Consider the following 19,692-nt stretch of genomic DNA (forward strand, 5'->3'; position numbering starts at 1 on the left):
CGCACCGGGGTAGCCCGGTTTTCCGGCCCGTTCGGGCCTTTTCTGTGAACGACGAGGGAGCGTTACCGATGAAGAAGTTCCTGTTGGCTGTGGGGATCTTCGCCCTGGCGGGCCATGCGATGGCTGCCGGCAAGCCGTGCGAAGAGCTGAAATCGGAGATCGAGGCGAAGATCAAGGCCAAAGGCGTCGCCTCGTTCAACCTGGAGGTCGTCGACAAGGGCAGCGCGGGCGGCAAGCAAGTCGTCGGCTCCTGTGAAGGCGGTACCAAGGAAATCGTTTACTCCAAGTAAGCGCCTGGATGTGAATCGAGGCCGGGCTCCGCGAGGGGCCCGGCCTTTTTCATGGCACTTGCTGCCGGTAGGAAGAGCCTCTTAGAAAAGCTGAACCCTGGCCATGGCGCAGCTCTCGAACGTCCTGACTGCAATCCACGCGGAGGACGCGACATGAAGAAATCGGCATCGGCTCACTGGCAAGGCGGTTTGAAGGACGGCAAGGGCACGATCTCCACCGAAAGCGGCGCACTCAAGGACCAGCCCTACGGCTTCAACACCCGCTTCGAAGGCGCTCCGGGCACCAACCCGGAAGAACTGATCGGCGCGGCCCACGCCGGCTGCTTCTCCATGGCGCTGTCGATGATGCTTGGCGAGGCCGGCCTGACCGCCGAGAGCATCGAAACCCAGGCCGAGGTCAGCCTGGAAAAACTCACCGACGGTTTCACCATCACCGCCGTGCACCTGACCCTCAAGGCCAAGGTGCCGGGCACCGACGCACAGACCTTCCAGGCCATCGCCGACAAGGCCAAGGCCGGCTGCCCGGTCTCGCGGGTGCTCAACGCGCGCATTACCCTCGACGCCAGCCTCGAGTAGGCCGGCCGGGCACTCTGTCCTCCGGTGATGGTCCACCGTTAGGATAGGGTGCCCCGCCGTGGGGCTTTGACGAGGGACTGTGATGATGACGATGAAGTGGGCCGTGGCGACGGGCGTGGCGGTGCTGCTGGCGAGCGGCGCGAGCTGGGCGGCGGTGAAACCCTGCGAAGAGCTCAAGGCCGAGATCGAGACCAAGATCCAGGCCGCCGGGGTGACCTCCTATACCCTGGAGATCGTGGACAAGTCCGAGGTGAAGGACCCGAACATGGTGGTCGGCACCTGCGACAACGGCCAGCGGCGGATCATTTATCAGAAGAACGACAGCTGAGCGCGGCGCTCGACCGGGCAAGCACGTCCTGCGCGCGACTAAAGATCCAGCAGGTAACCCACCGCGGCGGCGCTCAGCGCCAGCGCCGAGATCACCAGCGCCGGTTTGGACGTCAGCAGCCCGAGCAGCATCTGGCTGCCCTTGCGACGAGCCTCCCAGCGGATCTTGCGTAGCTCTTCGGCGGCCTCGGGGTGGATGTCGCGGATGAAGTACGTGCTGGAGTAGATCAGGTAGCGCGCCTGATTCATCTCGCTCACATTGGGGCAGGCGATGGAGAACAGCGGGCTGCCGTCAGGGGCCACGCCGACATTGAAGACGTAGGAGTCCAGCCCGTGCCGGCGCAGGGCCGAATTCAGGTACTCGGCCAGCGCTTCTTCCTTGAAATCGAGCAGCGTGTGCATGTGTTCGTGAGGCTCCGCTCACTGGGAGCGCAACTGTACGACAGAATGCTGCGCGGGAGGAACTGACTATAGGAACGCGCTGGCGCTCCGACCCTCTGCAGGTTGTGGCTCAAAACGGCCCGCAGCGCACCGCGCCCTGGAAATCCGTCTTCGCCACCAGCGTGCCGTTGCTGTCGGTCAGCAACGCCAGCGCACTGCGCAGTTGTGGGCGCAGCTCCAGGCGGTAGCGCTGGCCGGCGGCGAACTCGTCGTAGGTGACCTTGACCCGGCAGGTCAGCTCCGAGGGATCCGTCATCTGGCCCATGCCGCCACCGCTGGAGACTTCGTACTGGAAGCGCACCACCAACTCGTGGCGTCCCGGCGTCACCTGGTAGTAGCGGCCGTCGTTCACCGACTGGCCGTCCAGGCGCTCGGCCATCAGGGTCTTGCCCGGCGTGGTGTAGAGGTCGATCCAGGCCATCTGCGGATCGTGGGCCGGCAGCGGGCTGGCGCAGCCGGCGAGCAGGGCGAAGCCCAGGGGAAGGAGGCCGGGGAGGTAACGCGGGCGCATGGAGGTTCACCGTGGGAGGGGCTCATCCCACAGCATACCCCGCTCAGGCCTTGGCGCAGCCCCGTTCGCGGCCGCGGGCGATCTCGCCGCCCTGCGCGTCGTAGAGCTTGGCCCAGGGGCGGAAGCCGATGCTGCCGGTCTCCAGGCGGTAGCGCTGGCCGGCGCTGAAGTCCTTGTATTGCACGGTCATCGCGCAGTCGCGCCAGAGCGCCTCGTCCACCGGGCCGATATCCACCGGCTCGACCTGGAACTGGAAGCGCACACGCAATTCGTGGGAGCCCGGGTCGACCTCGAAGTAACGGGTGCTGGACCATTCCTTGTTGTCCACTTCCGTGGCCGCGAGATCGCTCTGGCTATTGGTGTCCAGGTCGACCCAGGCGCGGTTCGGGTCCGGCTGGGGCATCAGCAGCGAACAGCCGCTCAGGGCGAGCAGGCCGGCAGGAATGAGAAGGGCGCGCATCGGTGGGGCTCCTGGTCGAAAGGGTCGGCAGCGGGCGGAACAGGCGCTGTGCTATGTTCCGCGCATGCCCTTCCGCCTTCTTATCCCGACACTCGACCGCCGCCTGTGCCGCTGGGTTCCCTGCCTGGCCATCTGGGCGCTGAGCGGTTGTTCCACGGTGAGTTACTACAGCCAGCTGGCCAACGGTCAGCTGCGCCTGCTCGCCGCCCGCGAACCGGTGGCCGACGTGGTCGCCGACCCGACCCGCGATCCCGCGTTGCGCCAGCGCCTGGAACTGTCCCAGGAGGCGCGCGCCTTCGCCAGCGCCGAGCTGGGCTTGCCGGACAACCAGAGCTATCGGCTGTACAGCGATATCCACCGGCCCAATGTGGTGTGGAACGTCTTCGCCACGCCCGAACTGTCGCTGCAGCCGTTGACCCATTGCTTCCCCATTGCCGGCTGCGTGGCCTACCGCGGCTACTACGGCGAAAAGGGCGCGCAGGCGGAGGCCAGGCGCTTGAAGGCGCAGGGACTGGATGTCTACATCGGCGGCGTGGAGGCCTATTCGACCCTCGGCTGGTTCGACGACCCGATCCTCAGCAGCATGCTGCGCTGGGGTGACCAGCGCCTGGCCGAGACGATCTTCCACGAACTGGCGCACCAGAAGTTCTACCTGCCCGGCGACACCGCCTTCAACGAGTCCTACGCCTCCTTCGTCGAAGCCGAGGGCGGCCGTCGCTGGCGCGAGGCGCGCCACCTGCCGGACGAGTCGCCGCTGCTGGCCGAGCAACGCAAGCGCTTTACTCAGCTGGTGCTCGATACCCGCGAGCGGCTGCAGGCGCTCTACGCCAGTCCTCGCAGCGACGCCGAGAAGCGCGCCGGCAAGCAGGCCGAGTTCGAGCGCCTGCGCCGTGACTACGCGCAGATGCGCGATGAAGACTGGGGCGGCAAGGCGCCGTTCGATGCCTGGGTCAATGGCCCGCTGAACAATGCCAAGCTGCTGCCCTTCGGCCTCTACGACCAGTGGGTACCGGCCTTTGCCGCACTGTTCGCCCAGGTCGGCGGCAACTGGCCGGCGTTCTATGCGCGGGTGGAAAAGCTCGGGGCGATGCCGCCGGCGGCGCGCAAGGCGGCGCTGGAGAAGTTGAAAGCGGGGGAATTCGTCAGCTTCCGGTGAGCCCTTCGCCGTGGTCCCCTTGCACGGCGCGCTGCTACAGGTTGAAGACCGTCACTCCGCCCGATCCGGGCTATGCAGCGGCAAGTCCAGCTGCACGCGGCGGCGCAGCCAGGGGCTGGGCCGGTAGCGCGCCTCGCCGTAGCAGGCCTGCAGGCCCTGGAGGATGGTGAGGATGCGCGCCGCCCCGTAGTGCTCGCCGAAGGCCAGCGGGCCGAGGGGATACCCCAGCGCCAACTGCACCGCGCGGTCCAGCGTCACCGGGGTGGCAATGCCACGCTGGGCGATCTCGCCACCTAGATTGACGATGCCGGCCACTACACGCTGGCAGATGAAACCGGGCGAATCGTTGATCACTTCCACCGGCACGCCGTCGCTGCCCAGTGCCTGGCGCGCCTGGGCTTCGAGCTGCGGGTCGAGCGCTGGTTGACGCATCAGCACGCGACGGCGGTCCAGTTCGGTGAAGGTCTCCAGCGCCAGGCTGCGTTCTGGCGGCAGGCCGAGGGCGTCGATGCGCGTGCTGGCATCCACGCCCAATGGGGTGACCAGGCAGATGGCGCGCGACGACGGCGCTTCGCCGGTCTCCAGCACCACGCCGCCGAGGGTGAGGATCGCCGCCACGCGGTGGCGCAGCTCCGGGTCCTGGCTGTCGAGCCAGTAGGGGCGATTGAGCAGGATCGCTTCGGGTTGTTCTTCGGGATCGTGTATGGCCTGGCCGTCGCGGTAGCGGTAGAAGCCCTCGCCGCTCTTGCGCCCCAGCAAGCCGCCGGCGACGCGCTGCGCGGCCAGCGGCGACGGGGTGTAGCGCGGGTCCTGGTAGAACTGCTGGTAAAGCGACTCCATCACTGCGTGGGAGACGTCCAGGCCGGTGAGGTCGAGCAGCTCGAACGGCCCCATGCGGAAGCCCACGCCGTCGCGCAGGATGCGGTCGATCTGCGCCGGGCTGGCGATGCCTTCGCCGAGGATGCGCAGGGCTTCGGTGCTGAAGGCGCGGCCGGCGTGGTTGACGATGAAGCCGGGGCTGTCCGGCGACACCGCCGCGTAGTGTCCGGCCTGCTCCGCCAGCCGGCTCAGGCGGCGCACCACCGATTCGCTGGTGCGCTGGCCGCGCACCACCTCGACGATGCGCATCAGCGTCACCGGATTGAAGAAGTGGAAGCCGGCGACCCGCTCCGGGTGCTGGCAGCGCGCGGCGATGCGGGTGACCGACAGCGACGAGGTGTTGCTTGCCAGCACGGCCTCCGGCGCCACGCGTTTTTCCAGCTCGGCGAGCAACGCCTGCTTGGCGCCGAGGTCCTCGACGATGGCTTCGATCAGCAGGTCGCAGTCGGCCAGCTCGTCGAGGCTGTGGGTCGGCAGCAGGCGCCGCAGGGTGGCGTCGAGCGCGTCCGGGGCGAGCTTGCCCTTGGCCACCGACCGCTCCATCAGGTCGCGGTTGAAGGCCAGGGCCTGCTCAACGGTCTGCGCGTTGCTGTCGTACAGCCGTACCGGCAGGCCGGCGCTGGCGAACAGCTGGGCGATGCCGCGGCCCATGGCCCCGGCGCCAATCACGCCGATACGGTGGAAGGACTCGGTCATGCTGCGGGTCTCGTCGTGCACACCTGCTTCAACCATAGACGTTGTGCTCACGCGGTGGTCCTTTTGGCCAGTTCCAGCTCGCGCAACTGCCGGCGCAGCAGCTTGCCGACACTGGTCTTGGGCAACTCGTCGAGCACCTCGACGACGCTCGGCACCTTGTAGCCGGTGAGGTGCTCGCGGCAGTGGGCGATGATCTGCGCCGGCGCCAGCGTCTCGTCCCTGAGGCTGACGAAGAGCTTCACCGACTCGCCCTTGCGCTCGTCCGGCACGCCGATGGCCACGCACTCGCGCACGCCGGGGTGGCGCATCACCGCGTCTTCCACTTCGTTGGGGAATACGTTGAACCCGGAGACCAGGATCATGTCCTTCTTGCGGTCGACGATCTTCAGCATGCCGTCGGCGTCCAGCTCGGCGATATCGCCGGTCTTCAGCCAGCCATCGGCGGTCAGCACCTGGGCGCTTTCCTCCGGGCGCTGCCAGTAGCCCTGCATCACCTGCGGGCCGCGCAGCCACAGCTCGCCGGGCTGGTCGGGGCCGGTGTCGTTGCCCGCCTCGTCCACGGTGCGCAGCTCGGTATCCACCAGCGCCTGGCCGACGTAGCCCTCGCGGTACGGGCTCTGCAGGGTGCCGGTGGAGACCACCGGCGAGGCCTCGGTCAACCCGAATCCTTCACGCACCGGTGAGCCGGTCAGGGCTTCCCAGCGCCGGCCGACCTCGCGGTTCAGCGGCGCGCCGCCGGAGGTCACCCACTTCAGGTGGCTGAAGTCGATGGCGGGGAAATCCGGGTGGTTCATCAGGCCGACGAAGAGGGTGTTGATCCCGCTCATCAGGGTGAAGGGATAGCGGCGCATCGCGCCGATGATCTCGTCGAGGTTGCGGCCGTCGCGGATGAACACGGTGTGCAGGCCCATGCCGACCGAGGACAGGCAGTTCGTGGCGAAGGCCATGATGTGGTAGAGCGGCAGTGGCGCGATGCGCACGTCGGTGGCCGGCTCCAGCAAGCCGGGGCGCAGGAACAGTTCCAGGGTCTGGATGACGTTGGCGATCAGGCAGCGGTGGCTGAGCATCGCGCCCTTGGAGACGCCGGTGGTGCCGCCGGTGTATTGCAGCAGCGCGAGGCGATCCAGCCCCGACTCGGCGTCCACCGGTGGTGCCTCGGCACCCAGGCGCAGGGCCTGCTGGAAGCGCGTGCAGTCCGCCTCGCTGGTGTCGAACTGCGGCTGCTCGATATCATGGATCGAGGTCAGCAGCACCTGGCGCACCTGGGTGTCCCCCTGCACGCCACGCAGCAGCGGCAGCAGGCGGTCGAGCAGCAGCACGGCGCTGGCGCCGGAGTCGGCCAACTGGTGACGCAGTTCGCTGGCGGTGTACTGCGGGTTGGTGTTCACCAGCACGACGCCGGCCTTCAGCGCGCCAAAGGTTGCGATGGGGTATTGCAGGGAGTTGGGCAGCATCAGTGCGAGGCGCTCGCCGGGCTGCAGGCCGGCCCGGTGGCGCAGGTAGCGGGCGAAGGCATCGGCCTGGCGCTCCAGCTCGGCGAAGCTGAGGTGGCTGTCGCCGCAGGAGAACGCGAGGCGCTCGGGGAATTCGCGACAGGCATCGCGCAGCAGGTCGTGGAGGTTCTGGTAGCCGTGACGGGTGATCTCGCGGGCCACGTGACCGGTCGGTTGAGCGGACATCGACGTCTCCGTTGCTTTTCCGAGCCTGAATCGGCTCTGGCTTCGAATTGTTGTTCTGCACAGCGAAACAATGTGTCGAAATCGATGGTATGCGATAGGCTTGCGGCGTGCAATGAGCACACGCGGACCGCTGCGGGGCGACGGGGCTATCTGCTATCGTTCGCCCGCGCCGCGCGTGGCGCCGCCCAGAACATCCCCCACCGAGGCCCCATGAGCGACGACGTCGAAGACAGCAGCAACCCCAAGGACCGCAAGTACGTCGAGGCGCTGGCCCGCGGACTGGACGTGCTGCGCGCCTTCACCCATGGCTCGGTGGTGCTCGGCAACCAGGAAATCTCGCGGATCACCGGCCTGCCCAAGGCGACGGTGTCGCGCATGACCTACACCCTGACCCAGCTCGGCTACCTCTGCTATTCGCAGCAGCACGAGAAGTACCAGCTCGATTCCGGCGTGCTGGCGCTGGGGTACGCCTACGTCTCGAACCTGCGCGTGCGCCAGCTGGCCAAGCCGTACATGGATGCCTTCGCCCGTCGCACCAACACCACGGTCGGCCTGACCTGCCGCGACTGGCTGTCGATGATCTACGTGGAAAATTGCCGTCCGCCGGACGCCACCTCCCTGCGCATGGACGCCGGCGTGCGCCTGCCGCTGGCGACCACCGCCGCAGGCCGCGCGTACCTCGCCGCGACCCCGGAGCAGGAGCGCGAGCACCTGCTGTCGGCCTTGCAGGAGCGTCACGAAGGCGATTGGTCGGTCATGCGCGCCTCGCTGGAGGCGTCTTTCGAGGAATACCGCCAGCACGGCTTCTGCCTGTCGCTCGGCGATTGGGACCGCAATGTACGCGCTGCCGGCGTACCGCTGCGCCTGGCTGACGGCGGGCTGATGGCGCTGACCTGCGGGGCGCCGTCGTTCCAGCTCAGCGAAGAGACGCTGCGCGGCTCGCTGGCGCACGAGCTGGAAATCCTCGCGCGGGATATCGAGAGTCTCGGGGCCTGATGTATTCCGAGCGTTCGTAGGAGCGAAGCTTCTCCGCGATGCTTTTCGTTTGGGTGTTCTGCGCCGCTTCGGCGTACGCTGGCACATTTTATTTCGCCTCTCGGCGAGTCACTTCTTCCAAGCGCCGAAGAAGTAACCAAGAAGGCTTGCCCCTCCATCCGGTTTTTCGCTTGAGGCGAAAAATACCCTCGTTGAAGCGCAGTTTCAGGGGCACGCCACGACGGGCCATCCCTGGCCCATCGTGGCTCTCGCGACATCCATGTCGCGCAACCCCTGAAACTCCGCTGCAACGAGGCCTCCTGAAAGGGGCGGCTCGGAGTGTGTGGGTGTTTCTCTGGACGTCTTCGAGAGCAGAAGCCAGAGCCTGAATCGGATCGCCGGGCAAGCTTCTCCTGTAGGAGCGAGCTTGCTCGCGAACAGACTTGCCGGCAGCTCCGATACTGGGCGGTGCGTAAGCAAGAACCAGGCGTCCCCCTCGCTCCTACAAGGGCTGGCCCGCGTCATGCAATGTCCATGAGGCCCGCATACACCTTCAGGTGATGATCGTCATCGCCCAGCTGGTGGCTGAGCATCACCAGGCGCTTGGCGTGGTGTGCCAGGACGTATTCCCAGGTCATGCCGATGCCGCCGTGCAGCTGGATCGCCTGCTCGGCCACGTAGCGCGCCGCGCGGGTGACGATGAACTTGGCGGCGGCCAGGGTGCGGCTGCGCTCGGCACTGTCGGGCTGGTCGGCGACGCAGGCGGCGAGGATGGCCATGCTGGTGGCCTGTTCCAGCTCGCTGCGCATATCCACCATGCGGTGCTGCAGCACCTGGAACTTGCCGATCGGGATGCCGAACTGCTTGCGCGTCTTCAGGTAGTCCAGGGTCAGCGTGCAGGCTTCCTGCAGGCTGCCGAGGGCTTCGGCGCACTGCGCGGCGATGGCACGGCCCTGTTGGTAGCGCAGCGCCGAGAGTGCCTCGCCGGGTGTGCCGATAGCCTCGCCGATGGCGCTGTCGAGGAACAGCTCGCAGGCGCGCTGGCCGTCTACGGTCGGGTAGTCGCGGCGGCTCACGCCGGGTTGCTGCGGATCGATGAGGAACAGGCCGATGCCCGCCTCGTCCCGCGCATTGCCGGACACCCGCGCCGAGACCAGGATCGCCGTGGCGCTCTGTCCGCCGATCACCACTGCCTTGCGGCCGCTCAGCTTCCAGCTATTGCCGGCCTGCTCCGCGCGGGTCTGCACATCGTGCAGCTGGTAGTGGCTCTGCGGTTCTTCCAGTGCGACCGCCAACTGCGCGTCGCCGCTGGCGATGCGTGGCAGCCACTGGTCTCTCTGCGCGTCGCTGCCCAGCTGGGCAATCAGCCCGCCGCCGTGCACCACCGATTGCAGGTAGGGCTCCAGGCACAGGCCACGGCCCAGCTCGGTGAGCACCAGCATGCTTTCCACGCCGCCACCGAAGCCCCCGTGGCTTTCCGGGAGCGATACCGACGTCAGCCCCAGCTCGCCGAGCTGGCGCCAGAAGTCGGCGCTGTAGCCCAGTTCGCTCTTGCTGAAACCGTCGCGCTTGTCGAACGGGTAGGCGTCGCGGACCAGGCGGGCCGCGGTGTCCTGCAGCATCTGCTGCTCTTCGCTCAATTTGAAGTCCATGGTCCTGGCCTCACAGCTCGAGAATCATCTTGGAGACGATGTTCTTCTGGATTTCGTTGGAGCCGCCGAAGATCGACAGCTTGCGCAGGTTGAAATACTGGCTGGCCGGCGCGGCCGAGTAGTCCGCGTGCAGCGCCTCGCTGCCCAGCTCGAATTCGTCCTCGATGAAGGGCAGCGCGTAGGGGCCCAGCACCTTGCGCAGCAGGTGGCTGATCGCCTGGCGGATCTCCGTGCCCTTCACTTTCAGGATCGAACTCTCTGCGCCGGGCACGCCGCCTTCGCGGGCGGCGGCGAGGATGCGCAAGGTGCTCATTTCGATGGCCATCAGCTGCATTTCCACCTCCGCGACCTGGGCGCGGAACAGCACGTCGTCGAGCATCGGTGTGCCGTCGCACAACTCGCGACTGGCGACCTGCTTCAAGTGGGCGAGCACCGCCTTCGACGCGCCGATGCCGGCCAGCCCGGTGCGCTCGTAGGTCAGCAGGTACTTGGCGCAGGTCCAGCCTTCGTTCTCGCGGCCTACCAGGTTCCCGACCGGCACGCGCACGTTGTCGAAGAACACCTCGTTGACCTCGTGCTCGCCATCCAGGGTGATGATCGGGCGTACGGTGATGCCGGGACTTTTCATGTCGATCAGCAGGAAGCTGATACCGCGCTGCTGTTGTGCCTCGGGGTCGGTGCGCACCAGGCAGAAGATCCAGTCGGCGTGCTGGCCAAGAGTTGTCCAGGTCTTCTGGCCGTTCACTACGTAGTGGTCGCCATCGCGCACGGCGCGGGTTTTCAGCGACGCGAGGTCGGAGCCGGCGCCCGGCTCGGAGTAGCCCTGGCACCACCAGTCGGTCCCGTCGAGAATACGCGGCAGGTAGTGCGCCTGCTGCTCGGGCGTGCCGAACTTGATGATCACCGGGGCGACCATGTTGACGCCGAATGGGATGGTGCGCGGCGCGCCGAAGGCGGCGCACTCCTCTTCGAAGATATGCTTCTGCACGGCGTTCCAGCCGGTGCCGCCGAACGCCTCCGGCCAGTGCGTGGCGTACCAGCCCTGCTCGGCGAGCACGCGCTGCCAGCGCTGGTGGTCGCCCTTGTTCAGGTGTTTGCCCAGACGCACCTTGGTGGCGATGTCCTTGGGCAGCTGGGTGTCGAGGAAGTGGCGAACTTCATCGCGGAACGCCAGTTCGTCGGGGGTGAAGTGGATGTCCATGGCGGGTCCTCAGAGGTCAGCGAAGCGGCGGCTTTCGGCCACCAGGCGTTCGAGCAGCGGTGCGGGTTGCCACCACGCGCCAAGGCGCTGGTGGAACTCGCGAATTCGTTCGAGTACGCGGTCGAGGCCGACGCTGTCGGCATGGAACAGCGGGCCGCCGCGCCAGGCGGGGAAGCCGTAGCCGTTGAGGAAGATCACATCGATGTCGCTGGCGCGCTGGGCGATGCCCTCGTCGAGGATGTTGGCGGCCTCGTTGATCAGCGCATAGAGGCAGCGTTCGACGATCTCGTCATCCTCTACTGGCGCGCGGGTGATGCCGCGGTCGGCGGCGGCCTGTTCCAGCATGGCCGGTAGCGCCGGGTTGTCCTGCGCGCCGCGACCGCCTTCTCCGTAGTGGTAGAAGCCGGTGCCGGTCTTCTGCCCGAGCATGCCGGCGGCGATCAGGTGATCGAGCACCGTGGGCAGCGTCTGGCCGGGTTTCAGGTTCGGTCGCTGGCGCGAGCGGATCGCGTGACTGATGTCGAGGCCGGAGAGGTCGCGCACCGCCAGCGGTCCCATGGCCATGCCGAAGGCACGCAGCGCACCGTCCACCTGCGCGGGGGTGGCGCCTTCCTCCAGGAGGAATTCGGCCTGGCGACCGTACTGGAAGATCATGCGGTTGCCGACGAAACCGTCGCACACGCCGACCACCACCGAGACCTTCTTCAGGCGCTTGCCCAGTTGCATGGCGGTGGCCAGCACGGCGTCCGAGGTGGCTTTGCCGCGCACCACTTCGAGCAGGCGCATGACGTTGGCCGGGCTGAAGAAGTGCAGGCCGACCACGTCCTGCGGACGCCGGGTAAAGGCGGCGATTTCATCGAGATCCAGCGACGAGGTGTTGCTGGCGAGGATCGCACCGGGCTTGCAGTGGGCGTCCAGCTGTTCGAAGACCTGGCGCTTCACGTCGACGCTTTCGAACACCGCTTCGACCACCACGTCGGCATCGCCCAGCGCGGCGTAGTCGAGCACGCCGCTGATCAGGCCCATGCGCCGATCCAAGTCCTCGGCGCTCAGGCTGCCGCGCGCCACGCTGGCGGCGTACAGGCTGCGGGCGCGGTCGAGGCCGCGTTGCAGGGCATCTTCGTTCACTTCCAGCAGTTGTACCGGGATGCCGGCATTGGCGAAGCAGAGCACGATGCCGACGCCCATGGTGCCGCCACCGATGACGGCCGCGCGGCGGATGTCCCGTGGTTGTATATCGGCGGCCAGCCCTTCCACCCGCGCAGCGTCGCGCTCGGCGAAGAAGGCGTGGATCAGGGCGGCCCGTTGCGGCGACTCCATGCACTGCATGAACAGCTCGCGCTCGCGCACCAGGCCTTCGCGCAGCGGCAGCTGTGTCGCGGCTTCCACCGCGTCGATGCAGCGCTGCGGGGAGAACTGGCCGGGCAGGCGCTTCTGCACCTCGCCACGCTTGTGGGCAATCAGTTCGGCGAGGCCACTTTCATGCACACGCTCGTTGCGCTCGCCAGTGCGGCGCGGCCCTTTGCCGTCCGCCAGCAGGCGCTGGGCGAAGGCGAGGCCGGCGTCGATCAGATCGCCGTCGAACAGCTCGTCGACGACGTTGAATGCCAAGGCTTCCGGCGCGCGAATCGGCGTGCCGGAGACGATCATGTCCAGGGCCTTCTCCACACCTGCCAGGCGCGGCAGGCGCTGGGTGCCGCCGGCGCCCGGCAGCAGGCCGAGCTTCACTTCCGGCAGGCCGACCTGGGCGTCTCGGCGGGCGATGCGGTAGTGGCAGGCCAGGGCGACTTCCAGGCCGCCGCCCAGGGCGGTTCCGTGGATCACGGCGATACTGGGCTTGCTGGCGCCTTCAAGGATATCCACTACGTCGGGCAGGGATGGAGCCTGTGGCGGCTTGCCGAACTCGCGGATATCGGCGCCGGCCATGAAGGTGCGCCCAGCGCAGACCAGCACCACCGCACGTACCTGCGGATCGGCCTCGGCCTGCTGGAAGGCGGCGAGCAGCCCGGCGCGGACGGACTGTCCGAGGGCATTCACCGGTGGGTTGTCGACCGTGACCAGGGCGATCTCGCCCCGGCGTTCGAGCTGTACCGCTTCTGACATGCTGAGCTCCGTTTTGGCGTTGTTTTAACGGAATGTTGTTTCGCTGTGCAGAATACGATGTCGTTTTTCTTCTGTCGAGTAGGGGCAGGAAGGTGCTCCTACAGGGGGGATCAGCGGCCGGGAGGTTGCGTGCTGCCGGCGACCAGCAGGTCTCCATGCAGCTCGCAGTAGCATTCGTCGTTCCAGCCGTAGTGCGGGTCGCTGCAGATCGAGTGGCGCACGGGACCGGATTCGCCCGGTTTGCGCGTTTTCAGGCTGTCGCGCAGGGCGGCGTAGATCGAGCCGGGCTGTGGCCAGTCGGTGCGCACCGGTCCTTCGCCGAGGTGGTTGCCGGCGCGCAGTTCGGCCCGCAGGATGGCGTCGAGTTCCGGGCAGAGCTGGGCAGTGGGCTGATGTCTCATGGGATTCCTTCCTGGCGTGGGGCCGGTAGTGGCGTCGGGCATTATCCGCTGTTTTCCAGCGCTGCTTGGCCGGCTGGAAAGAGCCCTTCATTCGCCTGGTGAATAAGGTTCGGCTGGCACGCCGGCCTTGGCATAGTGAAGCTCAGCCTCTGCGGGAGTACGCGCCATGAACGAGTTCGAACACCACGTGCTGGCGGTCAATGGCATCCAGCTCAGCCTCTATAGCTGTGGGCCGGCCGACGGCAAACCGGTGTGGATGCTGCACGGCTTCCCCGAGTGCTGGCATTCCTGGCAGCACCAGATGCGCGCCCTCGCCGCTTCCGGCTACCGCGTGTTCGTTCCGGAAATGCGTGGCTACGGCCAGACCAGCGCGCCGCCGGAGGTGGACACCTACGACGTGCTGACGCTGTGCGCGGACATCCAAGGCGCCATGGATGCACTGGGGCACGAGCGCGTGGCGATGGTCGGGCATGACTGGGGCGCGCCGGTGGCGTGGCACCTGGCGTTGCTGGAGCCGCAGCGCGTGGAAGTCCTGGTGACGCTCTCGGTGCCCTTCGCCGGCCGTGCGAAGCGCCCGCCGGTGGAGATCATGCGCGAGGTGTTCGCCGGCAAGTTCTTCTACATCCTCTACTTCCAGCAGCCCGGCCGCGCCGAGGCCGAGCTGGATGCGGACATCGCGCTGAGCCTGCGCCACTTCCTGTGCGACAACGTGCGACTGGCGCCGGATCAGTCCCCGGACGGCCGCCTGTTCGACGGCCTGCCGCCGCCGACGACGCACCCGGACTGGTGCAGCGAAGAGGACTTCCAGTGGTACGTGCGGACCTTCGAAGGCCGGGGCTTCCAGGGTGCGCTGAACTGGTACCGCAACTTCGAGCGCAGCTGGCAACGCACCGAGCCGCTGGCCGGGCGCAAGGTCGAGCAATCGACGCTGTTCCTGATCGGCGACCGCGACCCGGTCGGGCGTTTCGAGGCCTACACCCTGCAGCGCATGCCCGAGCACGTGCCCAACCTCGAACAGCATGTGCTGGAGAATTGCGGCCACTGGATCCAGAACCAGCAACCGGAGCGGGTCAATGCGCTGCTGGGGGACTTCCTCCGTCGGCACTACCCGGCCTGACTCAGCCCTCGCGGCGCATGCCGATGTGCGGGATGTCGTCTTCCAGGTAGACCTCTGTCACCGGCGTGAAGCCGTAGCGTCCGTAGTAGCCCTGCAGGTGCGCCTGGGCCGAGAGGTACACCGGCAGCCCCGGCCAGCGCTGGGCGATGGCCTGCAGCGCCTGTTCCATGAGCTGGTGGCCAAGGCCGGTGCCGCGACCCTGCGGGGCGATGACCACGCGGCCGATCACCACGTCGCCGTCGTGGTGCTCCGGGTCGAGCAGGCGCAGGTAGCCGATCAGCTGGCCTGCCTCCTCTGTCATCAGGTGGCAGGTGTCGCCAATCAGATCCAGACCATCGACTTCCTGGTACGGGCACTTCTGTTCCACCACGAAGACGTCGGTGCGCAGTTGCAGGATGGCGTAGAGCTCTTCCTTGGTCAGGTCGCGGTGGTGCTTGCAGGTCCAGGTCAGGGCCATGTCGTGTTCACTCCAATCATCAGGACGGCCATGGTAGCGCGCCTCAGACCGGCGCGTGGAAACGCAGCGTGGCGGAGCCGCCCAGGTGCCGGCGCAGCGCCTCGATGGCCACTTTTACCTTGGCCGGCTGGGCGTCGCGGCGCGGCGTGACGGCATAGATGCCGAATGGCGGCAGCGTCCATTCCGGTAACAGGCGCACCAGCCTGCCCTCCTCCAGCGCCTCGCGGACTTCCGGCTCGGGCTGGGCGGAAACGCCGAGGCCGTCGAGGGTGAACTGGCGCAGGGCGATCATGCTGTTGGCGGCGACGCGCGCCTCGAGCCGCAGCTTGCAGCTCTCCCCGCCCGGTCCGCTGAAGTTCAGGTAAGCCTGGTGTGCCGCGGTGTTCAGCGAGAGCCAGTCCACGCCCTGCAGTTGCTGTGGATGATCGATGGCCGGCATGCGGCGCAGGTAGGCCGGCGCGGCGCAGATGACGTTGTTCCACTCCGCCAGGTGCCGCGCGACCAGGCTGGAATCGGACAGGCTGCCGACGCGGATGGCGAGGTCGATGCGCTGCTCGATCAGGTCGATCTGTTCGTCATGGAAGAACAGCTGCAGGCGCAGCTGGCGATGATTCTCGAGCAGCGGGCGCAACGCCTCGGTGATCAGCTTGCCGGAGAAGCCCACCGGCGCGGCGAGGCGCAGTTCACCCACCGGCGCCTCGCGCCATTCGCCCAGGCGTTGCTCGGCCTCCTCGGCGATGGCGAGCATTTGCGCACAGCTGCGATAGAAGGCTTCGCCCGCCTCGGTCAGCGTCAGCTTGCGGGTGGTGCGGTGCAGCAGCGTGACCTGGGCATGGGCTTCGAGTTTGCGGATCTGCTGGCTGACCGCCGAGGGCGTCATGCCCAGCGCTTCGGCCGCCGCGGCCATGGAGCCGCGCGCGACCACGGTGGCGAACACCGCCATGCCGCGAAGATTGTCCATTGTGAAGCTCCGCTAAAGAGTGAAAGGCAAAATAGCGGGTTTTTCCCTTGATTGCCGGCGCCTAGGATGTCATCTCCCAAAATGGAGAAGAGAAAAGATGCCTTCGAGCCGTGCCACCGTCCCTACCCCCGATGCCGCGCGCTACCTCAAGCGCCTGTGCAACCACTTCGCCCACAAGTTGCCAGTCGAGCTGACTGAGGACCACGGGGTGCTGCCTTTCGAATTCGGCACCTGCCGGCTGCACGCGACCCCCGACGCGCTGCTGATGGACGCCGAGTCCGCTGATGTGGAAGGTCTCGAGCGCCTGCAGAACGTGGTGGTCAGCCATCTCGACCGCTTCGCCTGGAAAGAAGGCCAACTGCCGGTGAACTGGCAAGCGGCCTGATAGCGCTGGCGGAAAAGCGCAAAAACGGAAAAACCCGGCCTTGGCCGGGTTTTTTGTTGCCTGGAAAAAGCCAGGCGTCGCTGAGGATTTGTGACCATGACTGATGTTGCCGGTCACCGAAAATCCATTAATTAAAGCCAGGTCGATAAATAGACCAATATGTTTAGCTTTGTGCATTTGATTGCTTTTTAACCAAATCACAAAGTCAATACTTTGAAACATCTTGTAACCGTGTGGCCACTTTTACCCCGAGTTATCCACACGATCGATGCGCAAAATCTGTACAGAACGCCCCTTTACTCGGAAAGCGGCCTGGTACGGCCAGCGCTCGACCAGTAATTCGCGGACGCCGGGCACCTCGCTGGGCGCGCCACTGCTGCTGTGCTCCAGGTTCGCCAGCGGGCTCACCTGCTCGACGATGTCCTGGATGGCGCGCAGCGCTTTCTCCGGGCCAATCAGCACGACGTAGTGGTCGTAGATGGCGTCCAGATCGGCCGCGGCCTTATGCGTCCATTGCAGGCTCATGCCAGGCCCCACTTGGCTTCGATGGCCGCGTGCTCCAGCAGGTGGCCGGCATCAGCGTCCGCCACCCCTTCATCGATGGCCGCCACGTGCCAGCTCTGGCGCTCCAGGTACTGCGCGAGGGCTTGCCGCAGGTGATACGGGCGGTCCCGGTGGGTGGCGCGGGCCAGCTGGTCCAGCGCCGCCACGAGGGCGTCATCGGCGCGGAACGAGACAACGGTGGTCACTTTTTGAACAGCTCCGTTTACGCTGTATACAGTGTTTACAACGATAACATACGTATACGAATCAAGCACTTGGGAGGGGAGATTTTTTCGCGACGGACGCCTGGAAGCGCGCCTGAAGGCCAGTGGATGCGGGCAGGAGCGGCACTTTCGCGGTAACGAAAGTTGGCTTCCGGCTTCGGGGATTTGCCGGCGGGGCAAGGGACATCAGGCTGGCGGGGCGAAGGCCTGATTCCCACACAACAACAACAGGAGCCCCCCGCGATGCTGCTCGATTACCTGATCATGCTGGTCTACGCCCTGGGCATGCTTGCGCTGGGCTGGTACGGAATGCGCAAGGCGCGCAACCAGAACGACTTCCTCGTCGCCGGGCGCCGCCTTGGCCCGGGGCTCTACCTGGGCACCATGGCGGCGGTGGTGCTCGGTGGCGCGTCCACCATCGGCACGGTGAAGCTGGGCTATCTCTACGGGCTGTCCGGCCTGTGGCTGGTGTTCATGCTGGGCCTGGGGATCATCGTCCTCAGCCTGGTGTTCTCGCGGCAGATCGCGAGGCTGAAGATCTACACCGTCACGCAGATCCTCGAGCAGCGCTACCAGGCGTCCTCGCGGCTGATCGGCGGCATCGTGATGGTCGCCTACGACCTGATGGTGGCAGTCACCGCGACCATCGCTATCGGTTCGGTGACCGAGGTGGTTTTCGAGATCCCGCGCATCCCGGCGATCCTCTGCGGCGGTGGCATCGTCATCGTCTATTCGGTGATCGGCGGCATGTGGTCACTGACCCTCACCGACATCATCCAGTTCGTGATCAAGACCCTCGGCATTTTCGCGGTGCTGCTGCCCCTGTCGATCCACGAGGCGGGCGGCCTGTCGCGCATGCAGGAAGTGCTGCCGGCGGGGTTCTTCGACCTCGGCCATATCGGCCTGGACACCATCCTCACCTACTTCCTGCTGTACTTCTTCGGCGCGCTGATCGGCCAGGATATCTGGCAGCGCGTGTTCACCGCGCGCAGCGAGAAGGTGGTGCGCTATGCGGGCCTCGGCGCGGGCGTCTACTGCATGCTCTACGGCCTCGCCTGTGCACTGATCGGCGCCGCCGCCCACGTGCTGCTGCCCAACCTGGCGGTGCCGGAGAACGCCTACGCCGAAGTGACCCGCCAGGTGCTCCAGCCCGGCCTGCGCGGGCTGGTGGTCGCGGCGGCGCTGTCGGCCATCATGTCCACCGCCTCGGGCTGCCTGCTGGCGGCAGCCACGGTGTTCCAGGAGGACATCTACGCGCGCTTCCTGCGACCAGGCGCGCCCAATGGTCTGCGTGAAAGCCGCCTGTTCACCCTGACGATGGGCGTGGTGATGCTGGCCCTGGCGTGCCTGGTGAACGACGTCATCGGTGCCCTGAGCATTGCCTACAACCTGCTCGTCGGCGGCCTGCTGGTGCCGATCCTCGGCGCCCTGCTGTGGCGCCGTGCCTCCGCCCGCGGCGCGATGGCGAGCATCGTCGTCGGCAGCCTGGTGGTGGTCGCCTTCATGGCCATCGACGGCGTGCTCGCCAATACCCCCATCGCCTACGGCCTGCTGGCCAGCCTGGTCACCTTCGTGGTGGTCAGCCTTGCGGGTGCGCCCGCCGCCCGCCTGCAGGCGCAGGCCGACTGAACCGAAATCCGACAGGAGACTTCCGATGCCCCATGACTTCCCGCAACCCCTGGACGCCGCGCAGGTACCGCGCTTCGCCGGCATCCCCAGCTTCATGCGCCTGCCGATCTTCGAGGACCCGGCACAGGTGGACATTGCCCTGCTCGGCGTGCCCTGGGACGGCGGCACCACCAACCGCGCCGGCGCGCGACACGGCCCGCGCGAGGTGCGCAACCAGTCGAGCCTGATGCGCAAGGTGCACCACGTCAGCCACATCGCGCCCTATGACCTGCTGCGGATCGGCGATATCGGCGATGCCCCGGTGAACCCCATCGACCTGCTGGATTCGCTCAAGCAGATCGAGGGTTTCTACCGGCGTATCCATGCGGCCGGCACCATCCCGCTGTCGGTGGGTGGCGATCATCTGGTGACCCTGCCGATCTTCCGCGCGCTGGCGGCCGAGCGGCCCGTCGGCATGGTGCATTTCGATGCCCACTCCGACACCAATGACCGCTACTTCGGCGACAACCCGTACACCCATGGCACGCCGTTCCGCCGCGCCATCGAGGAGGGCCTGCTGGACCCGAAGCGCACGGTGCAGATCGGGATTCGCGGCTCGATCTATGACGCCGACGACGAAGCCTTCGCCCTTGAGCAAGGCATCCGCGTGATCCACATGGAGGAGTTCGCCGACCTGGGCGTCGCCGCTACGCTGGCCGAAGTGCGTCGGGTGGTCGGGCAGGGGCCGACCTACGTCACCTTCGACGTCGATGTGCTGGACCCCGCCTACGCGCCCGGCACCGGCACGCCGGAGATCGGCGGCATGACCACCCTGGAGGCGCAGCACATGATCCGCGGCTTGCAGGGCCTGAACCTGATCGGCGCCGACGTGGTGGAGGTTTCGCCGCCATTCGACCAGGGTGGGGCGACCGCATTGGTGGGCGCCACCATGATGTTCGAGCTGCTCTGCGTGCTGGCCGATTCGGTCGCCGCACGCCGTTGACCGCCGTGGGGGTTCACGGGGCGGCGCGCTCGGCGCTATAACGAAAG

General features: G+C 66.8%; 22 protein-coding genes. 9 read left to right on the forward strand and 13 right to left on the reverse strand.

From position 1 onward, the window contains the following. Nucleotides 1-68: 68 nt before the first annotated feature. The 3 genes from AC1ZV1_RS00280 to AC1ZV1_RS00290 all read left to right on the forward strand — a co-directional run bounded on the left by AC1ZV1_RS00280 (nucleotide 69) and on the right by AC1ZV1_RS00290 (nucleotide 1,194). On the forward strand, nucleotides 69-290 hold the full coding sequence (locus AC1ZV1_RS00280; protein WP_024763675.1) for a DUF1161 domain-containing protein: 222 nt from the start codon (nucleotides 69-71) through the stop codon (nucleotides 288-290). 153 nt (nucleotides 291-443) lie between these two features. Continuing rightward, nucleotides 444-866, forward strand: a complete 423-nt coding sequence (locus tag AC1ZV1_RS00285; RefSeq protein ID WP_484295020.1) for an OsmC family protein — start codon at nucleotides 444-446, stop codon at nucleotides 864-866. 85 nt (nucleotides 867-951) lie between these two features. Further along, nucleotides 952-1,194: a DUF1161 domain-containing protein gene (locus AC1ZV1_RS00290; protein ID WP_484297676.1), complete on the forward strand. Its 243-nt coding sequence runs from the start codon at nucleotides 952-954 to the stop codon at nucleotides 1,192-1,194. A 38-nt stretch (nucleotides 1,195-1,232) separates the two neighbouring features. Here AC1ZV1_RS00290 and AC1ZV1_RS00295 read toward each other — a convergent pair whose 3' ends face one another. The 3 genes from AC1ZV1_RS00295 to AC1ZV1_RS00305 form a co-directional block, all read right to left on the reverse strand. After that, nucleotides 1,233-1,595 carry a hypothetical protein gene (locus AC1ZV1_RS00295; RefSeq protein WP_484295021.1) on the reverse strand — a complete coding sequence of 121 codons (363 nt, stop codon included), beginning with the start codon at nucleotides 1,593-1,595 and terminating at the stop codon, nucleotides 1,233-1,235. 109 nt (nucleotides 1,596-1,704) lie between these two features. After that, a complete protein-coding gene (locus AC1ZV1_RS00300) occupies nucleotides 1,705-2,145 on the reverse strand; it encodes a PA0061/PA0062 family lipoprotein (protein WP_484295022.1) in 441 nt (146 codons plus the stop codon). Between the two features lie 43 nt (nucleotides 2,146-2,188). After that, the gene (locus AC1ZV1_RS00305; protein ID WP_484295023.1) at nucleotides 2,189-2,605 is read right to left on the reverse strand and encodes a PA0061/PA0062 family lipoprotein; all 417 of its coding nucleotides are present in this window, start codon (nucleotides 2,603-2,605) and stop codon (nucleotides 2,189-2,191) included. Nucleotides 2,606-2,669: 64 nt separating this feature from the next. Here AC1ZV1_RS00305 and AC1ZV1_RS00310 point away from each other — a divergent pair, with 64 nt between their 5' ends. Beyond that, a complete protein-coding gene (locus tag AC1ZV1_RS00310; protein ID WP_484295024.1) occupies nucleotides 2,670-3,761 on the forward strand; it encodes an aminopeptidase in 1,092 nt (363 codons plus the stop codon). Nucleotides 3,762-3,812: 51 nt separating this feature from the next. On the opposite strand, the gene AC1ZV1_RS00315 is transcribed toward AC1ZV1_RS00310, so the two are convergent. Next, nucleotides 3,813-5,336, reverse strand: a complete 1,524-nt coding sequence (locus AC1ZV1_RS00315; protein ID WP_484297677.1) for a 3-hydroxyacyl-CoA dehydrogenase — start codon at nucleotides 5,334-5,336, stop codon at nucleotides 3,813-3,815. Nucleotides 5,337-5,383: 47 nt separating this feature from the next. After that, entirely contained in the window at nucleotides 5,384-7,015 is a 1,632-nt protein-coding gene (locus AC1ZV1_RS00320) for an AMP-binding protein (protein WP_484295025.1), read from the reverse strand. Between the two features lie 210 nt (nucleotides 7,016-7,225). On the opposite strand from AC1ZV1_RS00320, the gene AC1ZV1_RS00325 reads away from it, so the two are divergent. Further along, the gene (locus tag AC1ZV1_RS00325) at nucleotides 7,226-8,011 is read left to right on the forward strand and encodes an IclR family transcriptional regulator (protein ID WP_484295026.1); all 786 of its coding nucleotides are present in this window, start codon (nucleotides 7,226-7,228) and stop codon (nucleotides 8,009-8,011) included. A gap of 500 nt (nucleotides 8,012-8,511) precedes the next feature. On the opposite strand, the gene AC1ZV1_RS00330 is transcribed toward AC1ZV1_RS00325, so the two are convergent. The 4 genes from AC1ZV1_RS00330 to AC1ZV1_RS00345 all read right to left on the reverse strand — a co-directional run bounded on the left by AC1ZV1_RS00330 (nucleotide 8,512) and on the right by AC1ZV1_RS00345 (nucleotide 13,347). Further along, nucleotides 8,512-9,642 (reverse strand): acyl-CoA dehydrogenase family protein, encoded by a 1,131-nt coding sequence (locus AC1ZV1_RS00330; RefSeq protein ID WP_484295027.1) that lies wholly within the window; start codon nucleotides 9,640-9,642, stop codon nucleotides 8,512-8,514. 10 nt (nucleotides 9,643-9,652) lie between these two features. Beyond that, nucleotides 9,653-10,843 carry an acyl-CoA dehydrogenase family protein gene (locus tag AC1ZV1_RS00335; RefSeq protein WP_484295028.1) on the reverse strand — a complete coding sequence of 397 codons (1,191 nt, stop codon included), beginning with the start codon at nucleotides 10,841-10,843 and terminating at the stop codon, nucleotides 9,653-9,655. A gap of 9 nt (nucleotides 10,844-10,852) precedes the next feature. Beyond that, entirely contained in the window at nucleotides 10,853-12,946 is a 2,094-nt protein-coding gene (locus AC1ZV1_RS00340) for a 3-hydroxyacyl-CoA dehydrogenase NAD-binding domain-containing protein (RefSeq protein WP_484295029.1), read from the reverse strand. A 110-nt stretch (nucleotides 12,947-13,056) separates the two neighbouring features. Next, entirely contained in the window at nucleotides 13,057-13,347 is a 291-nt protein-coding gene (locus AC1ZV1_RS00345) for a hypothetical protein (RefSeq protein ID WP_484295030.1), read from the reverse strand. A gap of 166 nt (nucleotides 13,348-13,513) precedes the next feature. On the opposite strand from AC1ZV1_RS00345, the gene AC1ZV1_RS00350 reads away from it, so the two are divergent. Continuing rightward, entirely contained in the window at nucleotides 13,514-14,464 is a 951-nt protein-coding gene (locus AC1ZV1_RS00350) for an alpha/beta fold hydrolase (RefSeq protein ID WP_484295031.1), read from the forward strand. 1 nt (nucleotide 14,465) lies between these two features. On the opposite strand, the gene AC1ZV1_RS00355 is transcribed toward AC1ZV1_RS00350, so the two are convergent. Together AC1ZV1_RS00355 and AC1ZV1_RS00360 are read right to left on the reverse strand one after the other, a co-directional pair. Further along, a complete protein-coding gene (locus tag AC1ZV1_RS00355; RefSeq protein ID WP_484295032.1) occupies nucleotides 14,466-14,921 on the reverse strand; it encodes a GNAT family N-acetyltransferase in 456 nt (151 codons plus the stop codon). A gap of 43 nt (nucleotides 14,922-14,964) precedes the next feature. Further along, nucleotides 14,965-15,882 (reverse strand): LysR family transcriptional regulator, encoded by a 918-nt coding sequence (locus tag AC1ZV1_RS00360; protein WP_484295033.1) that lies wholly within the window; start codon nucleotides 15,880-15,882, stop codon nucleotides 14,965-14,967. A gap of 97 nt (nucleotides 15,883-15,979) precedes the next feature. On the opposite strand from AC1ZV1_RS00360, the gene AC1ZV1_RS00365 reads away from it, so the two are divergent. After that, nucleotides 15,980-16,267 (forward strand): DUF2218 domain-containing protein, encoded by a 288-nt coding sequence (locus AC1ZV1_RS00365; RefSeq protein ID WP_484295034.1) that lies wholly within the window; start codon nucleotides 15,980-15,982, stop codon nucleotides 16,265-16,267. A 243-nt stretch (nucleotides 16,268-16,510) separates the two neighbouring features. Here the strand turns inward: AC1ZV1_RS00365 and AC1ZV1_RS00370 are convergent, their stop codons facing one another. Next, on the reverse strand, nucleotides 16,511-16,792 hold the full coding sequence (locus tag AC1ZV1_RS00370; RefSeq protein ID WP_484295035.1) for a type II toxin-antitoxin system RelE/ParE family toxin: 282 nt from the start codon (nucleotides 16,790-16,792) through the stop codon (nucleotides 16,511-16,513). Beyond that, nucleotides 16,789-17,016, reverse strand: coding sequence for a CopG family ribbon-helix-helix protein (locus tag AC1ZV1_RS00375; RefSeq protein WP_045213580.1), 228 nt, complete (start codon nucleotides 17,014-17,016; stop codon nucleotides 16,789-16,791). Before AC1ZV1_RS00375 ends, AC1ZV1_RS00370 begins: the two co-directional genes overlap by 4 nt. A gap of 261 nt (nucleotides 17,017-17,277) precedes the next feature. On the opposite strand from AC1ZV1_RS00375, the gene AC1ZV1_RS00380 reads away from it, so the two are divergent. Next, on the forward strand, nucleotides 17,278-18,663 hold the full coding sequence (locus tag AC1ZV1_RS00380; RefSeq protein WP_484295036.1) for a sodium:solute symporter family protein: 1,386 nt from the start codon (nucleotides 17,278-17,280) through the stop codon (nucleotides 18,661-18,663). A gap of 25 nt (nucleotides 18,664-18,688) precedes the next feature. Beyond that, nucleotides 18,689-19,645, forward strand: coding sequence for an agmatinase (gene speB / locus AC1ZV1_RS00385; RefSeq protein ID WP_484295037.1), 957 nt, complete (start codon nucleotides 18,689-18,691; stop codon nucleotides 19,643-19,645). Nucleotides 19,646-19,692 lie beyond the last annotated feature (47 nt).

It is taken from the genome of Pseudomonas sp. BB438, from assembly GCF_057180225.1.

What these genes read in the sequence shown, in the direction of transcription:
- AC1ZV1_RS00325 (WP_484295026.1), top strand. Translation starts at nt 7,226, where the DNA reads ATGAGCGACGACGTCGAAGACAGCAGCAACCCCAAGGACCGCAAGTAC.
- AC1ZV1_RS00355 (WP_484295032.1), bottom strand. Translation starts at nt 14,921, where the DNA reads ATGGCCCTGACCTGGACCTGCAAGCACCACCGCGACCTGACCAAGGAA.
- AC1ZV1_RS00370 (WP_484295035.1), bottom strand. Translation starts at nt 16,792, where the DNA reads ATGAGCCTGCAATGGACGCATAAGGCCGCGGCCGATCTGGACGCCATC.
- AC1ZV1_RS00340 (WP_484295029.1), bottom strand. Translation starts at nt 12,946, where the DNA reads ATGTCAGAAGCGGTACAGCTCGAACGCCGGGGCGAGATCGCCCTGGTC.
- AC1ZV1_RS00310 (WP_484295024.1), top strand. Translation starts at nt 2,670, where the DNA reads ATGCCCTTCCGCCTTCTTATCCCGACACTCGACCGCCGCCTGTGCCGC.
- AC1ZV1_RS00330 (WP_484295027.1), bottom strand. Translation starts at nt 9,642, where the DNA reads ATGGACTTCAAATTGAGCGAAGAGCAGCAGATGCTGCAGGACACCGCG.
- AC1ZV1_RS00320 (WP_484295025.1), bottom strand. Translation starts at nt 7,015, where the DNA reads ATGTCCGCTCAACCGACCGGTCACGTGGCCCGCGAGATCACCCGTCAC.
- AC1ZV1_RS00360 (WP_484295033.1), bottom strand. Translation starts at nt 15,882, where the DNA reads ATGGACAATCTTCGCGGCATGGCGGTGTTCGCCACCGTGGTCGCGCGC.
- speB (WP_484295037.1), top strand. Translation starts at nt 18,689, where the DNA reads ATGCCCCATGACTTCCCGCAACCCCTGGACGCCGCGCAGGTACCGCGC.
- AC1ZV1_RS00280 (WP_024763675.1), top strand. Translation starts at nt 69, where the DNA reads ATGAAGAAGTTCCTGTTGGCTGTGGGGATCTTCGCCCTGGCGGGCCAT.
- AC1ZV1_RS00305 (WP_484295023.1), bottom strand. Translation starts at nt 2,605, where the DNA reads ATGCGCGCCCTTCTCATTCCTGCCGGCCTGCTCGCCCTGAGCGGCTGT.
- AC1ZV1_RS00285 (WP_484295020.1), top strand. Translation starts at nt 444, where the DNA reads ATGAAGAAATCGGCATCGGCTCACTGGCAAGGCGGTTTGAAGGACGGC.
- AC1ZV1_RS00295 (WP_484295021.1), bottom strand. Translation starts at nt 1,595, where the DNA reads ATGCACACGCTGCTCGATTTCAAGGAAGAAGCGCTGGCCGAGTACCTG.
- AC1ZV1_RS00380 (WP_484295036.1), top strand. Translation starts at nt 17,278, where the DNA reads ATGCTGCTCGATTACCTGATCATGCTGGTCTACGCCCTGGGCATGCTT.
- AC1ZV1_RS00290 (WP_484297676.1), top strand. Translation starts at nt 952, where the DNA reads ATGACGATGAAGTGGGCCGTGGCGACGGGCGTGGCGGTGCTGCTGGCG.
- AC1ZV1_RS00345 (WP_484295030.1), bottom strand. Translation starts at nt 13,347, where the DNA reads ATGAGACATCAGCCCACTGCCCAGCTCTGCCCGGAACTCGACGCCATC.
- AC1ZV1_RS00365 (WP_484295034.1), top strand. Translation starts at nt 15,980, where the DNA reads ATGCCTTCGAGCCGTGCCACCGTCCCTACCCCCGATGCCGCGCGCTAC.
- AC1ZV1_RS00300 (WP_484295022.1), bottom strand. Translation starts at nt 2,145, where the DNA reads ATGCGCCCGCGTTACCTCCCCGGCCTCCTTCCCCTGGGCTTCGCCCTG.
- AC1ZV1_RS00350 (WP_484295031.1), top strand. Translation starts at nt 13,514, where the DNA reads ATGAACGAGTTCGAACACCACGTGCTGGCGGTCAATGGCATCCAGCTC.
- AC1ZV1_RS00335 (WP_484295028.1), bottom strand. Translation starts at nt 10,843, where the DNA reads ATGGACATCCACTTCACCCCCGACGAACTGGCGTTCCGCGATGAAGTT.
- AC1ZV1_RS00315 (WP_484297677.1), bottom strand. Translation starts at nt 5,336, where the DNA reads ATGACCGAGTCCTTCCACCGTATCGGCGTGATTGGCGCCGGGGCCATG.